12 protein-coding genes are annotated in these 13,082 nt (G+C 68.6%); 4 read left to right on the top strand and 8 right to left on the bottom strand.

The features are described from left to right. The 6 genes from KY572_RS41030 to KY572_RS41005 all read right to left on the bottom strand — a co-directional run. A partial coding sequence (locus tag KY572_RS41030) for a GTP-binding protein (protein ID WP_224245305.1) occupies positions 1-107 on the bottom strand: 107 nt, incomplete at its 3' end. Positions 108-234: 127 nt separating this feature from the next. After that, positions 235-2,310, bottom strand: a complete 2,076-nt coding sequence (fusA, locus tag KY572_RS41025; RefSeq protein WP_224249194.1) for an elongation factor G — start codon at positions 2,308-2,310, stop codon at positions 235-237. A gap of 102 nt (positions 2,311-2,412) precedes the next feature. After that, on the bottom strand, positions 2,413-2,883 hold the full coding sequence (gene rpsG / locus KY572_RS41020; RefSeq protein ID WP_044191600.1) for a 30S ribosomal protein S7: 471 nt from the start codon (positions 2,881-2,883) through the stop codon (positions 2,413-2,415). 140 nt (positions 2,884-3,023) lie between these two features. After that, the gene (gene rpsL / locus KY572_RS41015) at positions 3,024-3,395 is read right to left on the bottom strand and encodes a 30S ribosomal protein S12 (protein ID WP_108075645.1); all 372 of its coding nucleotides are present in this window, start codon (positions 3,393-3,395) and stop codon (positions 3,024-3,026) included. 206 nt (positions 3,396-3,601) lie between these two features. After that, a complete protein-coding gene (rimI, locus tag KY572_RS41010) occupies positions 3,602-4,096 on the bottom strand; it encodes a ribosomal protein S18-alanine N-acetyltransferase (protein ID WP_224249193.1) in 495 nt (164 codons plus the stop codon). Then, positions 4,093-4,827 carry a hypothetical protein gene (locus KY572_RS41005; protein WP_224249192.1) on the bottom strand — a complete coding sequence of 245 codons (735 nt, stop codon included), beginning with the start codon at positions 4,825-4,827 and terminating at the stop codon, positions 4,093-4,095. The genes rimI and KY572_RS41005 overlap by 4 nt, the downstream gene beginning before the upstream one ends. A gap of 104 nt (positions 4,828-4,931) precedes the next feature. On the opposite strand from KY572_RS41005, the gene dnaJ reads away from it, so the two are divergent. The 4 genes from dnaJ (at position 4,932) to KY572_RS40985 (ending at position 11,453) form a co-directional block, all read left to right on the top strand. Then, entirely contained in the window at positions 4,932-6,107 is a 1,176-nt protein-coding gene (gene dnaJ / locus KY572_RS41000) for a molecular chaperone DnaJ (RefSeq protein WP_224249191.1), read from the top strand. 106 nt (positions 6,108-6,213) lie between these two features. Further along, on the top strand, positions 6,214-6,942 hold the full coding sequence (locus KY572_RS40995) for a HEAT repeat domain-containing protein (protein WP_224249190.1): 729 nt from the start codon (positions 6,214-6,216) through the stop codon (positions 6,940-6,942). A gap of 305 nt (positions 6,943-7,247) precedes the next feature. Beyond that, complete coding sequence (locus KY572_RS40990; RefSeq protein WP_224249201.1) at positions 7,248-8,804, top strand: ATP-binding protein; 1,557 nt, start codon at positions 7,248-7,250, stop codon at positions 8,802-8,804. Positions 8,805-8,900: 96 nt separating this feature from the next. After that, the gene (locus KY572_RS40985) at positions 8,901-11,453 is read left to right on the top strand and encodes a 1-acyl-sn-glycerol-3-phosphate acyltransferase (RefSeq protein WP_224249189.1); all 2,553 of its coding nucleotides are present in this window, start codon (positions 8,901-8,903) and stop codon (positions 11,451-11,453) included. A 15-nt stretch (positions 11,454-11,468) separates the two neighbouring features. Here the strand turns inward: KY572_RS40985 and KY572_RS40980 are convergent, their stop codons facing one another. After that, the gene (locus tag KY572_RS40980) at positions 11,469-11,906 is read right to left on the bottom strand and encodes an Ig-like domain-containing protein (RefSeq protein ID WP_224249188.1); all 438 of its coding nucleotides are present in this window, start codon (positions 11,904-11,906) and stop codon (positions 11,469-11,471) included. Further along, complete coding sequence (locus KY572_RS40975; RefSeq protein WP_224249187.1) at positions 11,906-13,081, bottom strand: cytochrome c3 family protein; 1,176 nt, start codon at positions 13,079-13,081, stop codon at positions 11,906-11,908. Before KY572_RS40975 ends, KY572_RS40980 begins: the two co-directional genes overlap by 1 nt. Between the last annotated feature and the right edge of the window lies 1 nt (position 13,082).

The following is a 13,082-nucleotide window of genomic DNA, read 5'->3' as shown; positions in this document are numbered from 1 at the left end:
AGCACCTTGGTGATGGCGGCGGTCAGCGACGTCTTCCCGTGGTCCACGTGACCGATGGTCCCGATGTTCACGTGGGGTTTGGATCTATCGAACTTCTCCTTGGCCATGACTTCTCCTGGTGGGGCCGGCCCGCTGGCCGGCATTTCTCTGGGAAAAACGGAGGTGCTGCGTCCTGCTCCAATGTGACTGAAAGATCAACAGAAATCGGCAGGGTGGAGACCCTGCGGGCAGCCGTTATGTGTTCTGGGCCCTCTTCTGCGCAGGCGCATAGTGGCTGAACTGCATGGTGTAGGTGGCTCTTCCCTGGCTCTTGCTGCGCAGGTCCGTCGAATAGCCGAACATCGCGGCGAGCGGTACCTGCGCCTGGATGGCCTGTACTCCGCCAGGCCGGGGCGTCATCCCCTGGATCTTCCCCTTGCGGCCGTTCAGGTCTCCGATGACGTCCCCCATGAATTCCTCGGGGGTGACGATCTCGCAGTTCATGATGGGCTCCAGCAGCACCGCCTGGGCCTTGTTCACCGCCTCGCGGAAGGCCATGGAGCCGGCGATCTTGAAGGCGATCTCGCTCGAGTCCACCTCGTGCGTGGAGCCGTCGAAGGCCTCCACCTTCACGTCCACCATGGGGTAGCCCGCCACCGGGCCGTTCTGCATGGACTCGGAGACGCCCTCCTTCACCGCCTCGACGAACTCCTTGGGCACCACGCCGCCGGTGATCTTGCTCTCGAAGGCGAAGCCCTTGCCCTGCTCGTTGGGCATCACCCGCAGCCAGATGTGGCCGTACTGGCCCTTGCCGCCCGACTGCCGGATGTACTTGCCCTCGGCCTCCGCGGGGATGGTGATCGTCTCGCGGTAGGCCACCTGCGGCTTGCCCACGTTGGCGTCGACCTTGAACTCGCGCAGGAGCCGGTCGACGATGATCTCCAGGTGCAGCTCGCCCATGCCCGCGATGAGCGTCTGCCCCGTCTCCTCGTTCGTCCTCACCCGGAACGAGGGATCCTCCATCGCCAGCTTCTGCAGCGCCTGGATGATCTTGTCCTGGTCCGCCGTGGACTTCGGCTCGATGGCGATGTCGATCACCGGCTCGGGGAACTCCATCCGCTCGAGGATGATCGGCTGCTTGTCGTCGCACAGCGTGTCACCAGTGGTGGCCAGCTTCAGGCCCACCACGGCGCAGATGTCGCCGGCGAAGCACTCGGTGATCTCGTCCTTCTTGTCCGCGCGCATCTGCACCAGGCGGCTGACGCGCTCGCGCTTGCCCTTCACCGAGTTCCACACCGCCGTGCCCGCCTCCAGCCGCCCCGAGTAGACGCGCAGGAACGTGAGCGTCTGGGCGCTGAACGTCGGATCATTCATGATCTTGAACGCCAGGGCGCTGAAGGGCGCCTTGTCGTCCGTGGGGCGCGTCTCGTCCTCGCCCTTGGGCGTCTTCCCGTGCACCGGGGGGATGTCCATCGGGCTGGGCAGGTAGTCCACCACCGCGTCCAGCAGCGGCTGCACGCCCTTGTGCTTGAAGGCCGAGCCACAGAACACCGGGAACAGCTTCAGCCCAACGCAGCCCTTGCGGATGGCGCCCCGGATCTCCTCCTCGGTGAGCTCGGTGCCCTCGAGGAACTTCTCGGTGAGCGCGTCGTCCTGCTCGGCGGCGGCCTCGATGAGCTGCGCGCGCGCCTCCTCGGCCTTGGCGCGGAACTCCTCGGGGACGTCCACCACGTCGAACTTGCTGCCCATCTCCGAGTCGTGGAACACCAGCGCCTTCATCCGCACCAGATCGATCACGCCCCGGTGGGCATCCTCGGCGCCCAGCGGCAGCTGCATGCGCACCGGCCGGGCGCCCAGCTTCTCGCGGATGGTGCCCACGGACATCTCGAAGTCCGCGCCCACCCGGTCCATCTTGTTGATGAAGCAGATGCGCGGAACCTTGTAGCGGTCCGCCTGGCGCCAGACCGTCTCGGACTGGGGCTCCACGCCGTTCACCGCGTCGAAGACGGCGATGGCGCCGTCCAGCACGCGCAAGCTGCGCTCCACCTCGATGGTGAAGTCCACGTGGCCCGGCGTGTCGATGATGTTGACGCGGTACTTCTGATCCCGGCGCGTCCAGAAGGCGGTGATGGCCGCGGAGGTGATGGTGATGCCGCGTTCCTTCTCCTGCACCATCCAGTCCGTGGTGGTGTTGCCGTCGTCCACGTCACCCATCTTGTGGATGGCGCCTGTGTAGAACAGGATCCGTTCGGTGGTCGTAGTCTTGCCGGCATCGATGTGCGCCATGATGCCGATGTTGCGATAGCGCTCGAGCGGATACTCGCGAGGCATGGCCTCATTCCCTCTTCGAATCGGGGGGACGGATTGTCAGAGAACTGCAACACCCGGACACGCGTCGCGCATCCGGGTGTCAGACCGCGAGGCCCGTGAGGCCTACCAGCGGTAGTGCGCGAAGGCCTTGTTCGCCTCCGCCATCTTGTGCGTGTCCTCGCGCTTCTTCACGGCGTTGCCGCGGTTGTTGGCGGCATCCATGATCTCGCCGGCGAGCTTCTCCTGCATGGTCTTCTCACCACGCGCCTTGGCGTAGGAGATGATCCAGCGCATGCCGAGCGCCACGCGGCGGTCCTGACGGACCTCGACGGGAACCTGGTAGGTGGCGCCACCGACGCGGCGGCTCTTCACCTCGAGGACCGGCTTGACGTTGTCCAGGGCCTTCTTGAACGTCTTGAGGGGGTCCTCCTTCGCACGCTCCTCGATGAGGGCGAAGGCGCCGTAGCACACGCCCTCGGCGATGGACTTCTTCCCCTTGCGCATCAGGTCGTTGACGAACTTGGTGACGAGCCGATCCTGGAACTTCGGATCCGGCAGAATCTTGCGCTTCGCTACTACGCGACGACGAGGCATCTCTTCTTCCCTTACGCCCCAGCCCCGCCATGCGGAGCCCTTCGGGGCTTCATGAACTGAAAGGAACTACGAAACCAGGCGCGCTCCCCAGGGTGTGGGGCGAGCGTCCCAACTCAACTTCTGGAGGTGATCGAACTGCTTCAGCTCGGACGCTTGGCGCCGTACTTGGAGCGGCCCTGCTTGCGGCCCGCCACGCCCACGGAGTCCAGCGTGCCACGGATGATGTGGTAGCGGACGCCCGGGAGGTCCTTCACGCGGCCACCGCGGATCATCACCACCGAGTGCTCCTGGAGGTTGTGACCCACGCCGGGGATATAGGACGTCACTTCAATCCCGTTGGTGAGACGCACACGCGCCACCTTGCGAAGGGCCGAGTTCGGCTTCTTCGGCGTGGTGGTGTAGACGCGGGTGCAGACGCCACGCTTCTGAGGGCACTCCTTCAGGGCGGGGCTCTTTCCCTTGATGTTCAACTTCTCGCGGCCCTTGCGGACCAGCTGGCTGATCGTCGGCACTGACGCTTCCTTCTCTCATGGCCACCGACGCTGGACACGGGGCGGCGCATATAGACCTACAACTACGCTAGAAAAAGGGCCGCGAGTATAGGGACGGACCTCTCCGTGTCAAGCTCCACCTGACCCTCGGAAGGTGAGAACCATCCGAAGGGAGGGAATCCATTCCAGAAACACGCGGTTGCGGCGCTCCTCTACCCCTCGTGCGGCTAGAAGTCGAGCACCATGACGAGGGCGTCCTCCTTCTCGTCGACGTAGTAGTTCGGCCGGACGCCCACCGTGCGGAAGCCCAGGGACTTGTAGAGCCCGATCGCCGCCTCGTTGCTGCGGCGTACTTCCAGCGTCGCCAGGGTGCAGCGGCGGTGCCGGCCCCGGGCGAGCACCTCGTCCATCACCGCCCGCCCTACCCCACGCCGGCGGTGCTCGGGCGCCACCGCCACGTTGAGCACGTGCACCTCGTCCTGGACGATCCAGAAGATGGCCAGGCCCAGCAGCTTGCGGCTGCCCCCAGGCTGCGGCTCCTCCACCAGGAAGATGGTGGACCAGTCGTGGTCGAGCTCACGCCGGAGCAGCTCCGGCGACCAGGGGTTGCGGAAGGCCGCCTGCTCCAGCGCGATCACCGCCGGCATGTCCTCGTGGGTCATCTGCCGGATGAGGAACGGGTGCATGCCCTCTCGTAAGGGCTCCTCGCGCATCTGCCTCATCGCCGTGCCTCTCTCGCGAAGGGAGCTACCCGCCGAACCTGCGCAGAGGCGCGGAGCTCCGCCAGATCCTCCGCCGTCAGCGCGTCGTAGCGCTCCCTCTTCAGCTTGTTCTGGAGCTGGGCCTTCACCGCCGCGTATCCCTCCGGGTACTCGCTGGAGTGCTGCTGGTAGTAGCGCAGCACCTCGGCCTCGCTCACCTGGGCGCGAGGGCGGATGCGGCTGTCCAGGATGCGCTCGGCCCTCACCCGCCGCCCCAGCACCTCCGTCAGCAGGCCCAGGTCCGCCCCCGAGCGAGTGAGGAAGCCCTGGAACGCCTCCTCGCGCTCGAAGAGCTGGCGGAACTTCGCCACCCTCGCCTCCACCTCCGCCTGCTCCGTCGCGAAGGCCTCCAGCCGATCCGCGCTCAGCACCTGCAGTCGCAGGTTGATCGCCAGCTCGAGCCCTCCCTTCAGCGCCTCCTCGTCGAGCGGCTCGATGGCCGCCTGCAAGGCCCCCTGCTGGACGAGCGCCACCCGCGTCTCGAACTCCAGCTCGCTCCGGGTCAGCACCTGGCCCTCGATGACGGCCACCACCTGGTCGATGACGCGGCCCTCGGGCGCCTGCGCGACGGCCGTGGGCAGACCCGTCCCCGGAGCCTGAGCCGCCGCCACCGCAGGGGCCACCATCAGCCAGCCTGCCCAGCAGAGGCCCATTGCTCGGCCAGGACGCAGCATCGCCAGGGCCACCTTCATCACCGGCCACTCTATACATCCCGCGACAAAGCACGCATCGCGCTGGCGCAGTCCGTCAGGCTGGTTACTTTCTTGCAGAAGGAATTTTTCAGGACAGATCGGCAATGGCGGACGACTACTACCAGATTCTCGAGGTCCCTCGGACAGCGTCCGCGGAGGACATCAAGAAAGCCTTCCGGAAGCTGGCGCGCAAGCACCACCCCGACGTGAACCCGGGCAACAAGGCTGCCGAGGAGAAGTTCAAGCAGGTCAACACGGCCTTCGAGGTGCTGTCGGATCCCACCAAGCGCAAGCTCTACGACGAGTTCGGAGAGGACGCCGCGAAGATGGGCTACGACGAGAAGAAGGCCGAGGCGTTCCGGGCCTATCGCTCGGCCAGAGCCAGCGGCGGCGGCGTGGGAGGAGGTATCCCCTTCTCCGGCAGCGGCGCGGACTTCGACCTGGGCGACATCTTCGGAGACATCTTCGGCCGGGCGGGCCCGGGCGGTGGCCCCGGCTTCGACATCAACGAGATCCTCGGACGCCAGCGCGGGGCCTCTCGCGGGCCCGGGCGCGGCGAGGACCTCACGGCCCAGGTGACGCTCTCGCTGGGCGAGGCCATCACGGGCACCGAGCGGGCCCTGTCCGTCCGGCGCCCGGGGCGCTGCCAGCGCTGCAGCGGTCGAGGTGAGTCGGGTGCTTCTGGCCCCTGCCCCACCTGCAAGGGGACCGGCCGCACGCGCCGCAGCGCGGGGGCGTCCTTCGCGGGCGCCTGCCCCACCTGCAATGGCACGGGCCGCGCCGCCGAGGACTGCCCCCAGTGCGAGGGCACCGGCGTCGTGGAGGAGGCCACGCGCCTCACGGTGAAGATTCCGCCCGGCGTCCAGACGGGCTCCAAGGTCCGGCTCGCCGGCCAGGGCGCCGCGGGGACTCACGGCGGGCCGCCGGGAGATCTCTACATCGAGACCGAGGTGGCCGATCACCCGCTGGTGCGCCGCGAGGGGGATGATCTCTACATGGATCTGCCCGTCACCATCCCCGAGGCCCTGCTCGGAGCCGAGGTGAAGGTGCCCACCTTCCAGGGCGAGGTGACCGTCAAGGTGCCCGCCGGCTCCCAGTCGGGCCGGAAGATGCGCCTGAAGGGCCGTGGCGCCCCCTCTCTCAAGGGGGGCTCTGCCGGCGACATGTACCTCGTCATCCAGATCCGGGTGCCCGAGGGGGCCGGCCCCGAGGCGAAAGCCGCGGCCGAGGCGCTGGCGCGCGCCTACCCTGGAGACGTTCGGCGGGAGCTGAAGCTCTAGGCTCCCACCCGACGATGGGAATGGCCCCGGCTTCTTGCCTATTGCACTGCCGGGCGCCTCGTCCTACACGGCGCCTCCACATCCTGCCCTTCCTCGGAGCGTACACATGGGCCTCTTCGACTTCTTCGGCGGCTCCGGCCCCGAGAAAGCCCTCAAGCTCAAACCCAAGGTCACCCAGAAGTATGGGGATCCCACCACGCGTCAAAAGGCCATCCAGCAGCTCGGGGAGATGAAGTTCCCCGAGGCCGTCGGCGTGCTCCTGATGCGCTTCACCATCACCGTGGAGCCGCTCACCACGGACGCCGACGAGAAGGAGCACGTCTTCGAGCTCATCAAGGGCTTCGGCAAGGACGCGGTGGCCCCCATCCAGGACTTCCTCCGCAAGAGTGATCAGGCCGCCTCCTGGGCGCTGCGGCTGCTCGGCGAGCTGCTGCCGGAGCCCGAGGTGATTGCCATCTGCGTGGACGTGCTCACCCACTTGAGCAACCACTACACGCGCGACCCGGAGAAGAAGGTCGTCCTGCTCCACCACGTCACCGGCAAGGAGGATGCCCGCATCGCTCCCGCCGTCCTGCCCTTCCTCGAGGACATGGCGGACGACGTGAAGATCGCCGCGCTCAAGGCGCTGGGCCCCCTCAAGTACGAGCCGGCCCGCGAGCCCATGCTCAAGCTGCTCACCGCGGATGAGACCGCGCGCCGCGTGCAGACCGCCACCCTCACCGCGCTCCACGAGAGCGGCTTCGGCGTCCAGGGCTTCCGGGAGAAGGTGGAGGGACTCCTGGTGGAGCCCTACACGCTCGACAAGGCAGGCGCCGTCGTCAAGCGTCAAGCGTGAGACGAAGCGCCAGGGGCTGATGTCGAGCAGCCGACACGGCCCCTGTCCTGCCGGACGCATCTGCCCAGACGGGTCGTTCCCCCCCTTGAGGCGTTGGAGGAGGATGACCCTGCTCACGCGTTCCCCCAGGGACGCCAGGCATCCTTCCGCCAGGTACCGAGACTCCCGTGCCCTCCTCCAAGAAGAAAGGCCCCCGGCTGGCCGAAGTCGTCGCGCTCCGGCCCCACCTGAAGAAGCAGCCCAAGCGGGCGGTGAAGCCCGTGCCCCCCGTCGAGCCCGAGGCCGCCGAGGCCGCGCTGCTCGAGATGGCGCGCCACCTCACCACCAGCGCCGGCACCACCGAGGTGCTCCGCGTCTACCTGCAGGTCATCTTCAACCTGCTCAAGCCCAAGGTCTGCTACGTCGCCCGCTTCTTCGCCGAGCGCAAGCAGCTCCACGTCGAGCACGTCCGCGGCCGCTATGACGACCGCGTCACCGCCGCCATCCCGGACGAGGGCATCGTCGGGCGGGCCTTCTCCCAGAACGCCGTGCTGCGCGAGGAGGACACCGTCGTCGTCCCGCTCGAGAGCCCCCAGGGCGTCACCGGCTGCCTGGCCATCCTCGGGCCACGGAAGGATGCCTCGGAGACGCTGCTGCGGGCCCTGGCGGGGCAGCTGTCCGCCGCCTACGAGGTGGCCCGCCTGAGGGATGACTCGGCGCGGCGCAACAAGGATCTCCAGACGGCCATCGCCGGCCTCAAGAGCCTGGAGCAGCACCGCGAGGAGCTGCTCGGCAACGTGTCCCACGACTTGAAGAACCCGCTCACCACCATCAAGGCCTACCTGGCCATGGTGGGCCGCGAGAAGCTGGGCCCCCTCACCGAGCAGCAGCGCCGCGCCCTGCAGACGTGCGACCGGAACTCGGACCGCATGCTGCGCATGGTGAATGATCTGCTGCTCATGTCCCGGCTCCAGTCCGGGAAGATGCAGCTCAACCAGCGCCCCTTCGGCCTCAAGGCCGTGGCCGAGGAGGTGCTGCGCGGGCTGGCCGCCCTGTCCGAGCACAGCAAGGTGCGCCTCCACATCCCTCCGTGCTCAGAGGTGTTCGTCCGCGGCGACCGCGAGCGCCTCGCCGAGGCCATCCACAACCTCGTGGAGAACGGCATCCACCAGAGCGAGGAGGGCGGCACCGTGGAGGTGCGCGTCTCCGCCGAGGAGGGGCTCGCCGCCCTGTCCGTGAAGGACAGCGGCCCGGGGCTCTCGCAGGAGGAGCTGGAGAACGTCTTCGATCCGTTCTACCGCGCGCGCTCCGGCACGCCGCGCCCCCTGGGCGGCCGGCTGGGCCTGCCGCTGGTGGCGAAGATCCTCTCGCTCCACGGCGGCCGGGTGGATGGCACCAGCACGCTGGGTGAGGGCTCCACCTTCCAGATGGTGCTCCCCATGTTCGCCGGGGCGGTGAGCCTGCCGGATCCCACCCAGGCCGCGCCCCGCGCCGGTGGCATCCTCCTGGTGGAGGACGATCTGGACTGCCGCGAGGTGCTCCAGCAGGTGCTCGAGCAGGAGGGCTACCGGGTGATGTCCACCTCGGGAGCGGCCGAGGCCCGCTCCGTGCTCTCGCACATCCGCCCAGCCATGGTGCTGCTGGACCTGCGCCTGAGCCAGGAGGACGGGCGCTCCGTGCTGCACTTCATCCGCGCCACCGAGTCGCTCTCGGACGTCGTCGTCTACATCATCTCCGGCGCCAGCGAGGTGGCCTCGCTCAGCTCCGGCCAGGGCCTGGATCGCATCGACGGCTTCTTCGAGAAGCCGCTCCAGCTGCCTCGCCTGCTGGACACCGTGGCGTCGGTGGTCCGCCCCAGCCGCCGCAGTCCAGCCGTGCCCTGAGCCCGGCCGCGCCAGAGTGAGGAAAGAGGCTGGAAAGCCGCTTTCCTTCGCTAGTATCCGCTCCGGCTCGGAAGCCTTTCCGCCGGAGGAAGCCACGTGGAGACTGCGGTGGCCGGGACTGCGAATCAGGGAGCGGCCGTGCTGAAGGAAGAGTTTGGACCGATCTCGCGCTGGCTGGGGGCGCGCTACTTCGACGGCGTGCTCTTCCCTCCGGAGTCCGAGGCCGAGCTGCGCGAGCTCCATGCCAAGGGGTTCGTGGTCCACGTCATGCGCTCCACCGCGTGGATCAACTTCCTCTACCTGGCCTGGGCCATGGTGCGCCGCGCCCTGCCCCCCATCCGCGCCGTGGTGAACCTGCGGCCCTGGTTCACCCGCCCCTTCCGCAACACCGCCCAGCGCGGCGACTTCGACGTGCGCTTCACCTACGCCCGGCGCCACGGCGGCAGCGGCCTCATCTTCCTGAAGAAGACGGCGCTGATGAGCGCCTCGGGCAAGGACATCGAGGAGAACCCCTTCCCCGCCCTGGTCGCCATGGCCCGCAAGGGCGACCGCACCGTCTACCTGGTGCCCGAGCTGTTCGTCTGGGAGAAGCGCACCGCGCGCATCAAGCCCGGCATCATGGACCGGATCTTCGGCAGCCCCGAGGCCCCCGGCTTCCTGCACTCGATGGTGGCCTTCTTCCGCAACTACCGCCGCGCCCAGTTCCGCGTGGGCGAGCCCATCGATCTGCGCCGCTTCATCGAGGAGAACCCCCAGGACTCGGACGAGGTGATCGCCCGCAAGGTGCGCAGCGCCCTGCACCACCACCTCACCCGGGAGACGCGCGCCGTCTTCGGCCCGCCCCTCAAGCCCACCGAGCGCCTCATCGACGAGACGATGCGCGACCGGCACCTGCGCAAGGCGCTGGATGCCCACGCCGCCTCGGTGAGCCGGCGCCAGGAGAGCGTCTACCGCGAGGCTCGCCGCAACCTGCAGGCCATCGCCGCGCGCCCCAGCCCCACCGCCCTGGCCTTCGCCTCGCCCCTGCTGGACTGGGTGTTCCAGCGCATCTACGACGGCATCGAAGTGGATGAGACGGGGCTGCACCGCGCCCTGAAGGCCGGCGGCATGGCGCCCATCGTCCTGTGCCCCTCGCACAAGAGCCACGTGGACTACCTGGTGATGAGCTGGGTGCTCTGGAACCGCGGCTACGCGGTGCCCCTGGTGGCCGCGGGCGCCAACCTCTCGTTCTTCCCGCTGGGGCCCTTCCTGCGCCGCTGCGGCGCGTTCTTCCTGCGCCGCTCCTTCAAGGGAGACCCCATCTACTCCGCGGCCTTCCAGTCCTACGTGCGCAAGCTCGTCCACGACGGCGTGCACCAGGAGTTCTTCCCCGAGGGAGGCCGCTCCCGCACCGGCAAGCTGCTGCCCCCCAAGCTGGGCATGTTCACCTGGCAGGTGGAGGCCGTGCTGGAGGGGGCCCGGAGCGATCTGATCTTCGTCCCCGTCTCCATCGACTACGAGAAGGTGGTGGAGTCCGGCAGCTACTCGAAGGAGCTGGCCGGCGGAGAGAAGAAGCCGGAGGACCTCAAGGCCCTGCTGAGCACGCCCAAGGTGCTGGCGGCCCGCTACGGCCGCATCCACCTCACCTTCGACGAGCCGCTGTCGCTGGTGGAGCTCATGAAGAGCCGCGGGCTCACCCCGGGCGAGCCCGTCACGGACGACCAGAAGAAGGGCCTGGTGCGCGCGCTCGGCAACCGGGTGATGTACGGCATCAGCAAGGTGTCCACCGTGACGCCGCACGCCCTGGTGAGCGCGTCGCTGCTGGCCCACCGCCGGCGCGGCGTCACCCAGCGCGAGCTGACCGACCGCATCACCCTGCTGCGCCGCATCGCCGAGGAGGAGCGCACCCCGCTCTCCAAGACGCTGGCCAACGCCCCGAGCGATCCCGAGACGATGGGCGCCATCCGGGACGCCATCCAGACGTTCCGCTCGGATGGGATGCTGCGCACGCAGCAGGCTCGCGGCGAGGTCATCTACCAGCCCGAGGACGAGCGCCGCGCGGAGCTCTCCTTCTACAAGAACACGCTGATGAACCTGGTGGCGCCGCGCAGCCTCGTGGCCAACGCGCTGCTGGTGGGCGCCCCGGCCCCCTACGAGCGCGTGAAGGTCCGCGCGCTGTTCCTCTCGCGCCTCTTCAAGGTCGAGTTCATCTACCGGGTGGGCACCACCTTCGACACCATCTTCTCGGAGACGGTGGAGGCCCTGGTGCGGATGGGCCTGGTGCTGCGCACCGACGACACCCTCCAGTTCGCGCCCGAGCCCCACGCCCGGCCCTACCTGGAGTTCCTCGCGGACCTGCTGCGCGACTACCTCGAGTCGTACCTGCTGGCCGCGCTGACGCTGAAGGACGTGGCCGACGGGGTGGCCACGGACCGCAAGTCCTTCATCAAGTTCGCGCTGGAGACGGGCCGCGCCGAGTTCCACGCGGGCCGCATCGGCGCCGCCGAGTCCCTGGCCAAGACGACGCTGGAGAACGCCGTGGCGTACCTGCTCGACCAGAAGTACCTCGTCGAGGAGGAGAAGAAGCTGAAGCTGGGCCCGGCCGCCTCCGAGGCCCAGACGCGCGACCAGCTCGCCGATCAGATCCGCGAGTACCTGCAGCGCGCCTGAGCCGCCGGCCTCCGCCTACGGGCCGGTGCGGAACGGGACGCGGACCTCCTCCACGAGCGCATTGCCCTCGTAGTCGGTGAGGATCGTCCGCATCACCAGGATGAGGCTGGCGTTCGCGGTGAAGGCGCCCGACTCCGCGCTCACCGTGACGGTGTACGGGATGTCCCCGCGCTCGACGTCCTCGTCCCCCTCCGTCGGGGCGGGCACGGCGATGCGCAGGGGCACCTCTTCGCGGCCGGAGAACACGGCGATCCCCGGGCGCAGCGTGCGCACGTCCATGAACTCCGAGAAGGTGATCTCCAGCGAGCCGTCCGAGCCGATCTCCCCGTTGGCCCCCGGATCGGTGGACTCCACCTCGGGAGGATCGCTGTCACGCACGGCCAGGAGGGGATCTCCCGGATCCAGGCAGCCCGCGAGGCTCAGGCAGGCGCAGGCAATCAGCAGGCGGCGCATCACCGGCACCCCTTCTGAGCGAGGCTCGTCTCCGAGTGGCACTTGAGGCACGCGCGGTCATTGGCCGCCGCGAGCTTCTTGCAGTTGTTGGCGAAGCCGTTCGGGTGCGGGTTCACCTGCTGGCGCTGGGACAGCTCCGAGTGGCAGCTCATGCAGGACTCCTCCCGGTGGCAGGCCGCGCACTGGCGGATGTCTCGCGAGGCGACGATGCCGTGGTGCTGGGGCCCGGGGATCTGCACCCACGTGGCGTAGTCCGGGTGCACCTTCGCGTTGCGCGGGCGCAGGGACGGGTCCGCGTCCATGCCCACGCCCACCCGCTCGTGGCAGGCGGCGCAGAAGGACTGGAGCCGGTGGCAGCTCTCGCAGCGCTGCGCGTCCGTGCGCGCCTGCACCGGGTGCAGGGTGATGTAGTCGTTGGGGTGCACCGACAGCGGCTTCTGCAGCGAGTCGTGGCACTTCTGGCAGTACGAGTCCGAGTGGCACTGGCTGCACAGCTGCCGGGACACGGCGGCGCGGCTGCCGTGGTTGAACTCGTAGCGCGGGCCGTGGTCCAGGCCCAGCGGGTCGCCCTGCATCGGCCGGAGGATGCCGGAGGAGAAGTTGAGCTGGAGCCGCCCCGAGGCCTCCTTCAGGTGGCACGTCGTGCAGGCGTTGGAGGCGGCCCGGCCGTCATGGCACTCGAAGCAGGTGGCCATCTTCGGCAGCTGCTGCCGGGTGGCCAGGGTCACCTTCGTCATGTCCCCGTGGCAGGTGACGCACTCCACCTTCTTGTCCAGGTGCACCTTGTGGGTGAAGCGCAGGTTGGCGGGCGGCAGATCGAGCTTCGCCGGCTCCTTGCGCACCGTGGGATCGAAGCCCGGGTGGCACGTGCCGCAGCTGGCCGGCGGATCCGTCTTCTGCCCCTTCTGGGCGGCCTCGATGTCGTGGCACGTCTCGCACTCGGGGTGGGCCGGGAGGTTGCGATCGCGGGCCACCTCGCTCTTGCTCACGGAGTCGTGACAGGTGGCGCAGTCCGCGCCGGCCTCCAGGTGCTGCGCGTGATCGAAGCGGAGCGGGATGTTCTGCGCGGGGTAGATGGCGAGGCTGCGCTCGCGGGCCGTGGCGGCCCAGGCCACACCTGCCGCGACGAGGGAGAGGGCGAAGACGCCCAGTGCGTTCCGGAACTGGCGGTCCATC

The organism is Hyalangium gracile (assembly GCF_020103725.1).
Classification (GTDB): Bacteria; Myxococcota; Myxococcia; order Myxococcales; family Myxococcaceae; genus Hyalangium; species Hyalangium gracile.
The sequence above is the reverse complement of the archived record's forward strand: the minus strand, read 5'-3'. Positions and strand labels throughout refer to the sequence as shown.

What these genes read in the sequence shown, in the direction of transcription:
- fusA (WP_224249194.1), bottom strand. Translation starts at nt 2,310, where the DNA reads ATGCCTCGCGAGTATCCGCTCGAGCGCTATCGCAACATCGGCATCATG.
- rpsG (WP_044191600.1), bottom strand. Translation starts at nt 2,883, where the DNA reads ATGCCTCGTCGTCGCGTAGTAGCGAAGCGCAAGATTCTGCCGGATCCG.
- rimI (WP_224249193.1), bottom strand. Translation starts at nt 4,096, where the DNA reads ATGAGGCAGATGCGCGAGGAGCCCTTACGAGAGGGCATGCACCCGTTC.
- KY572_RS41005 (WP_224249192.1), bottom strand. Translation starts at nt 4,827, where the DNA reads ATGAAGGTGGCCCTGGCGATGCTGCGTCCTGGCCGAGCAATGGGCCTC.
- dnaJ (WP_224249191.1), top strand. Translation starts at nt 4,932, where the DNA reads ATGGCGGACGACTACTACCAGATTCTCGAGGTCCCTCGGACAGCGTCC.
- KY572_RS40995 (WP_224249190.1), top strand. Translation starts at nt 6,214, where the DNA reads ATGGGCCTCTTCGACTTCTTCGGCGGCTCCGGCCCCGAGAAAGCCCTC.
- KY572_RS40990 (WP_224249201.1), top strand. Translation starts at nt 7,248, where the DNA reads ATGGCGCGCCACCTCACCACCAGCGCCGGCACCACCGAGGTGCTCCGC.
- KY572_RS40980 (WP_224249188.1), bottom strand. Translation starts at nt 11,906, where the DNA reads ATGCGCCGCCTGCTGATTGCCTGCGCCTGCCTGAGCCTCGCGGGCTGC.
- KY572_RS40975 (WP_224249187.1), bottom strand. Translation starts at nt 13,081, where the DNA reads ATGGACCGCCAGTTCCGGAACGCACTGGGCGTCTTCGCCCTCTCCCTC.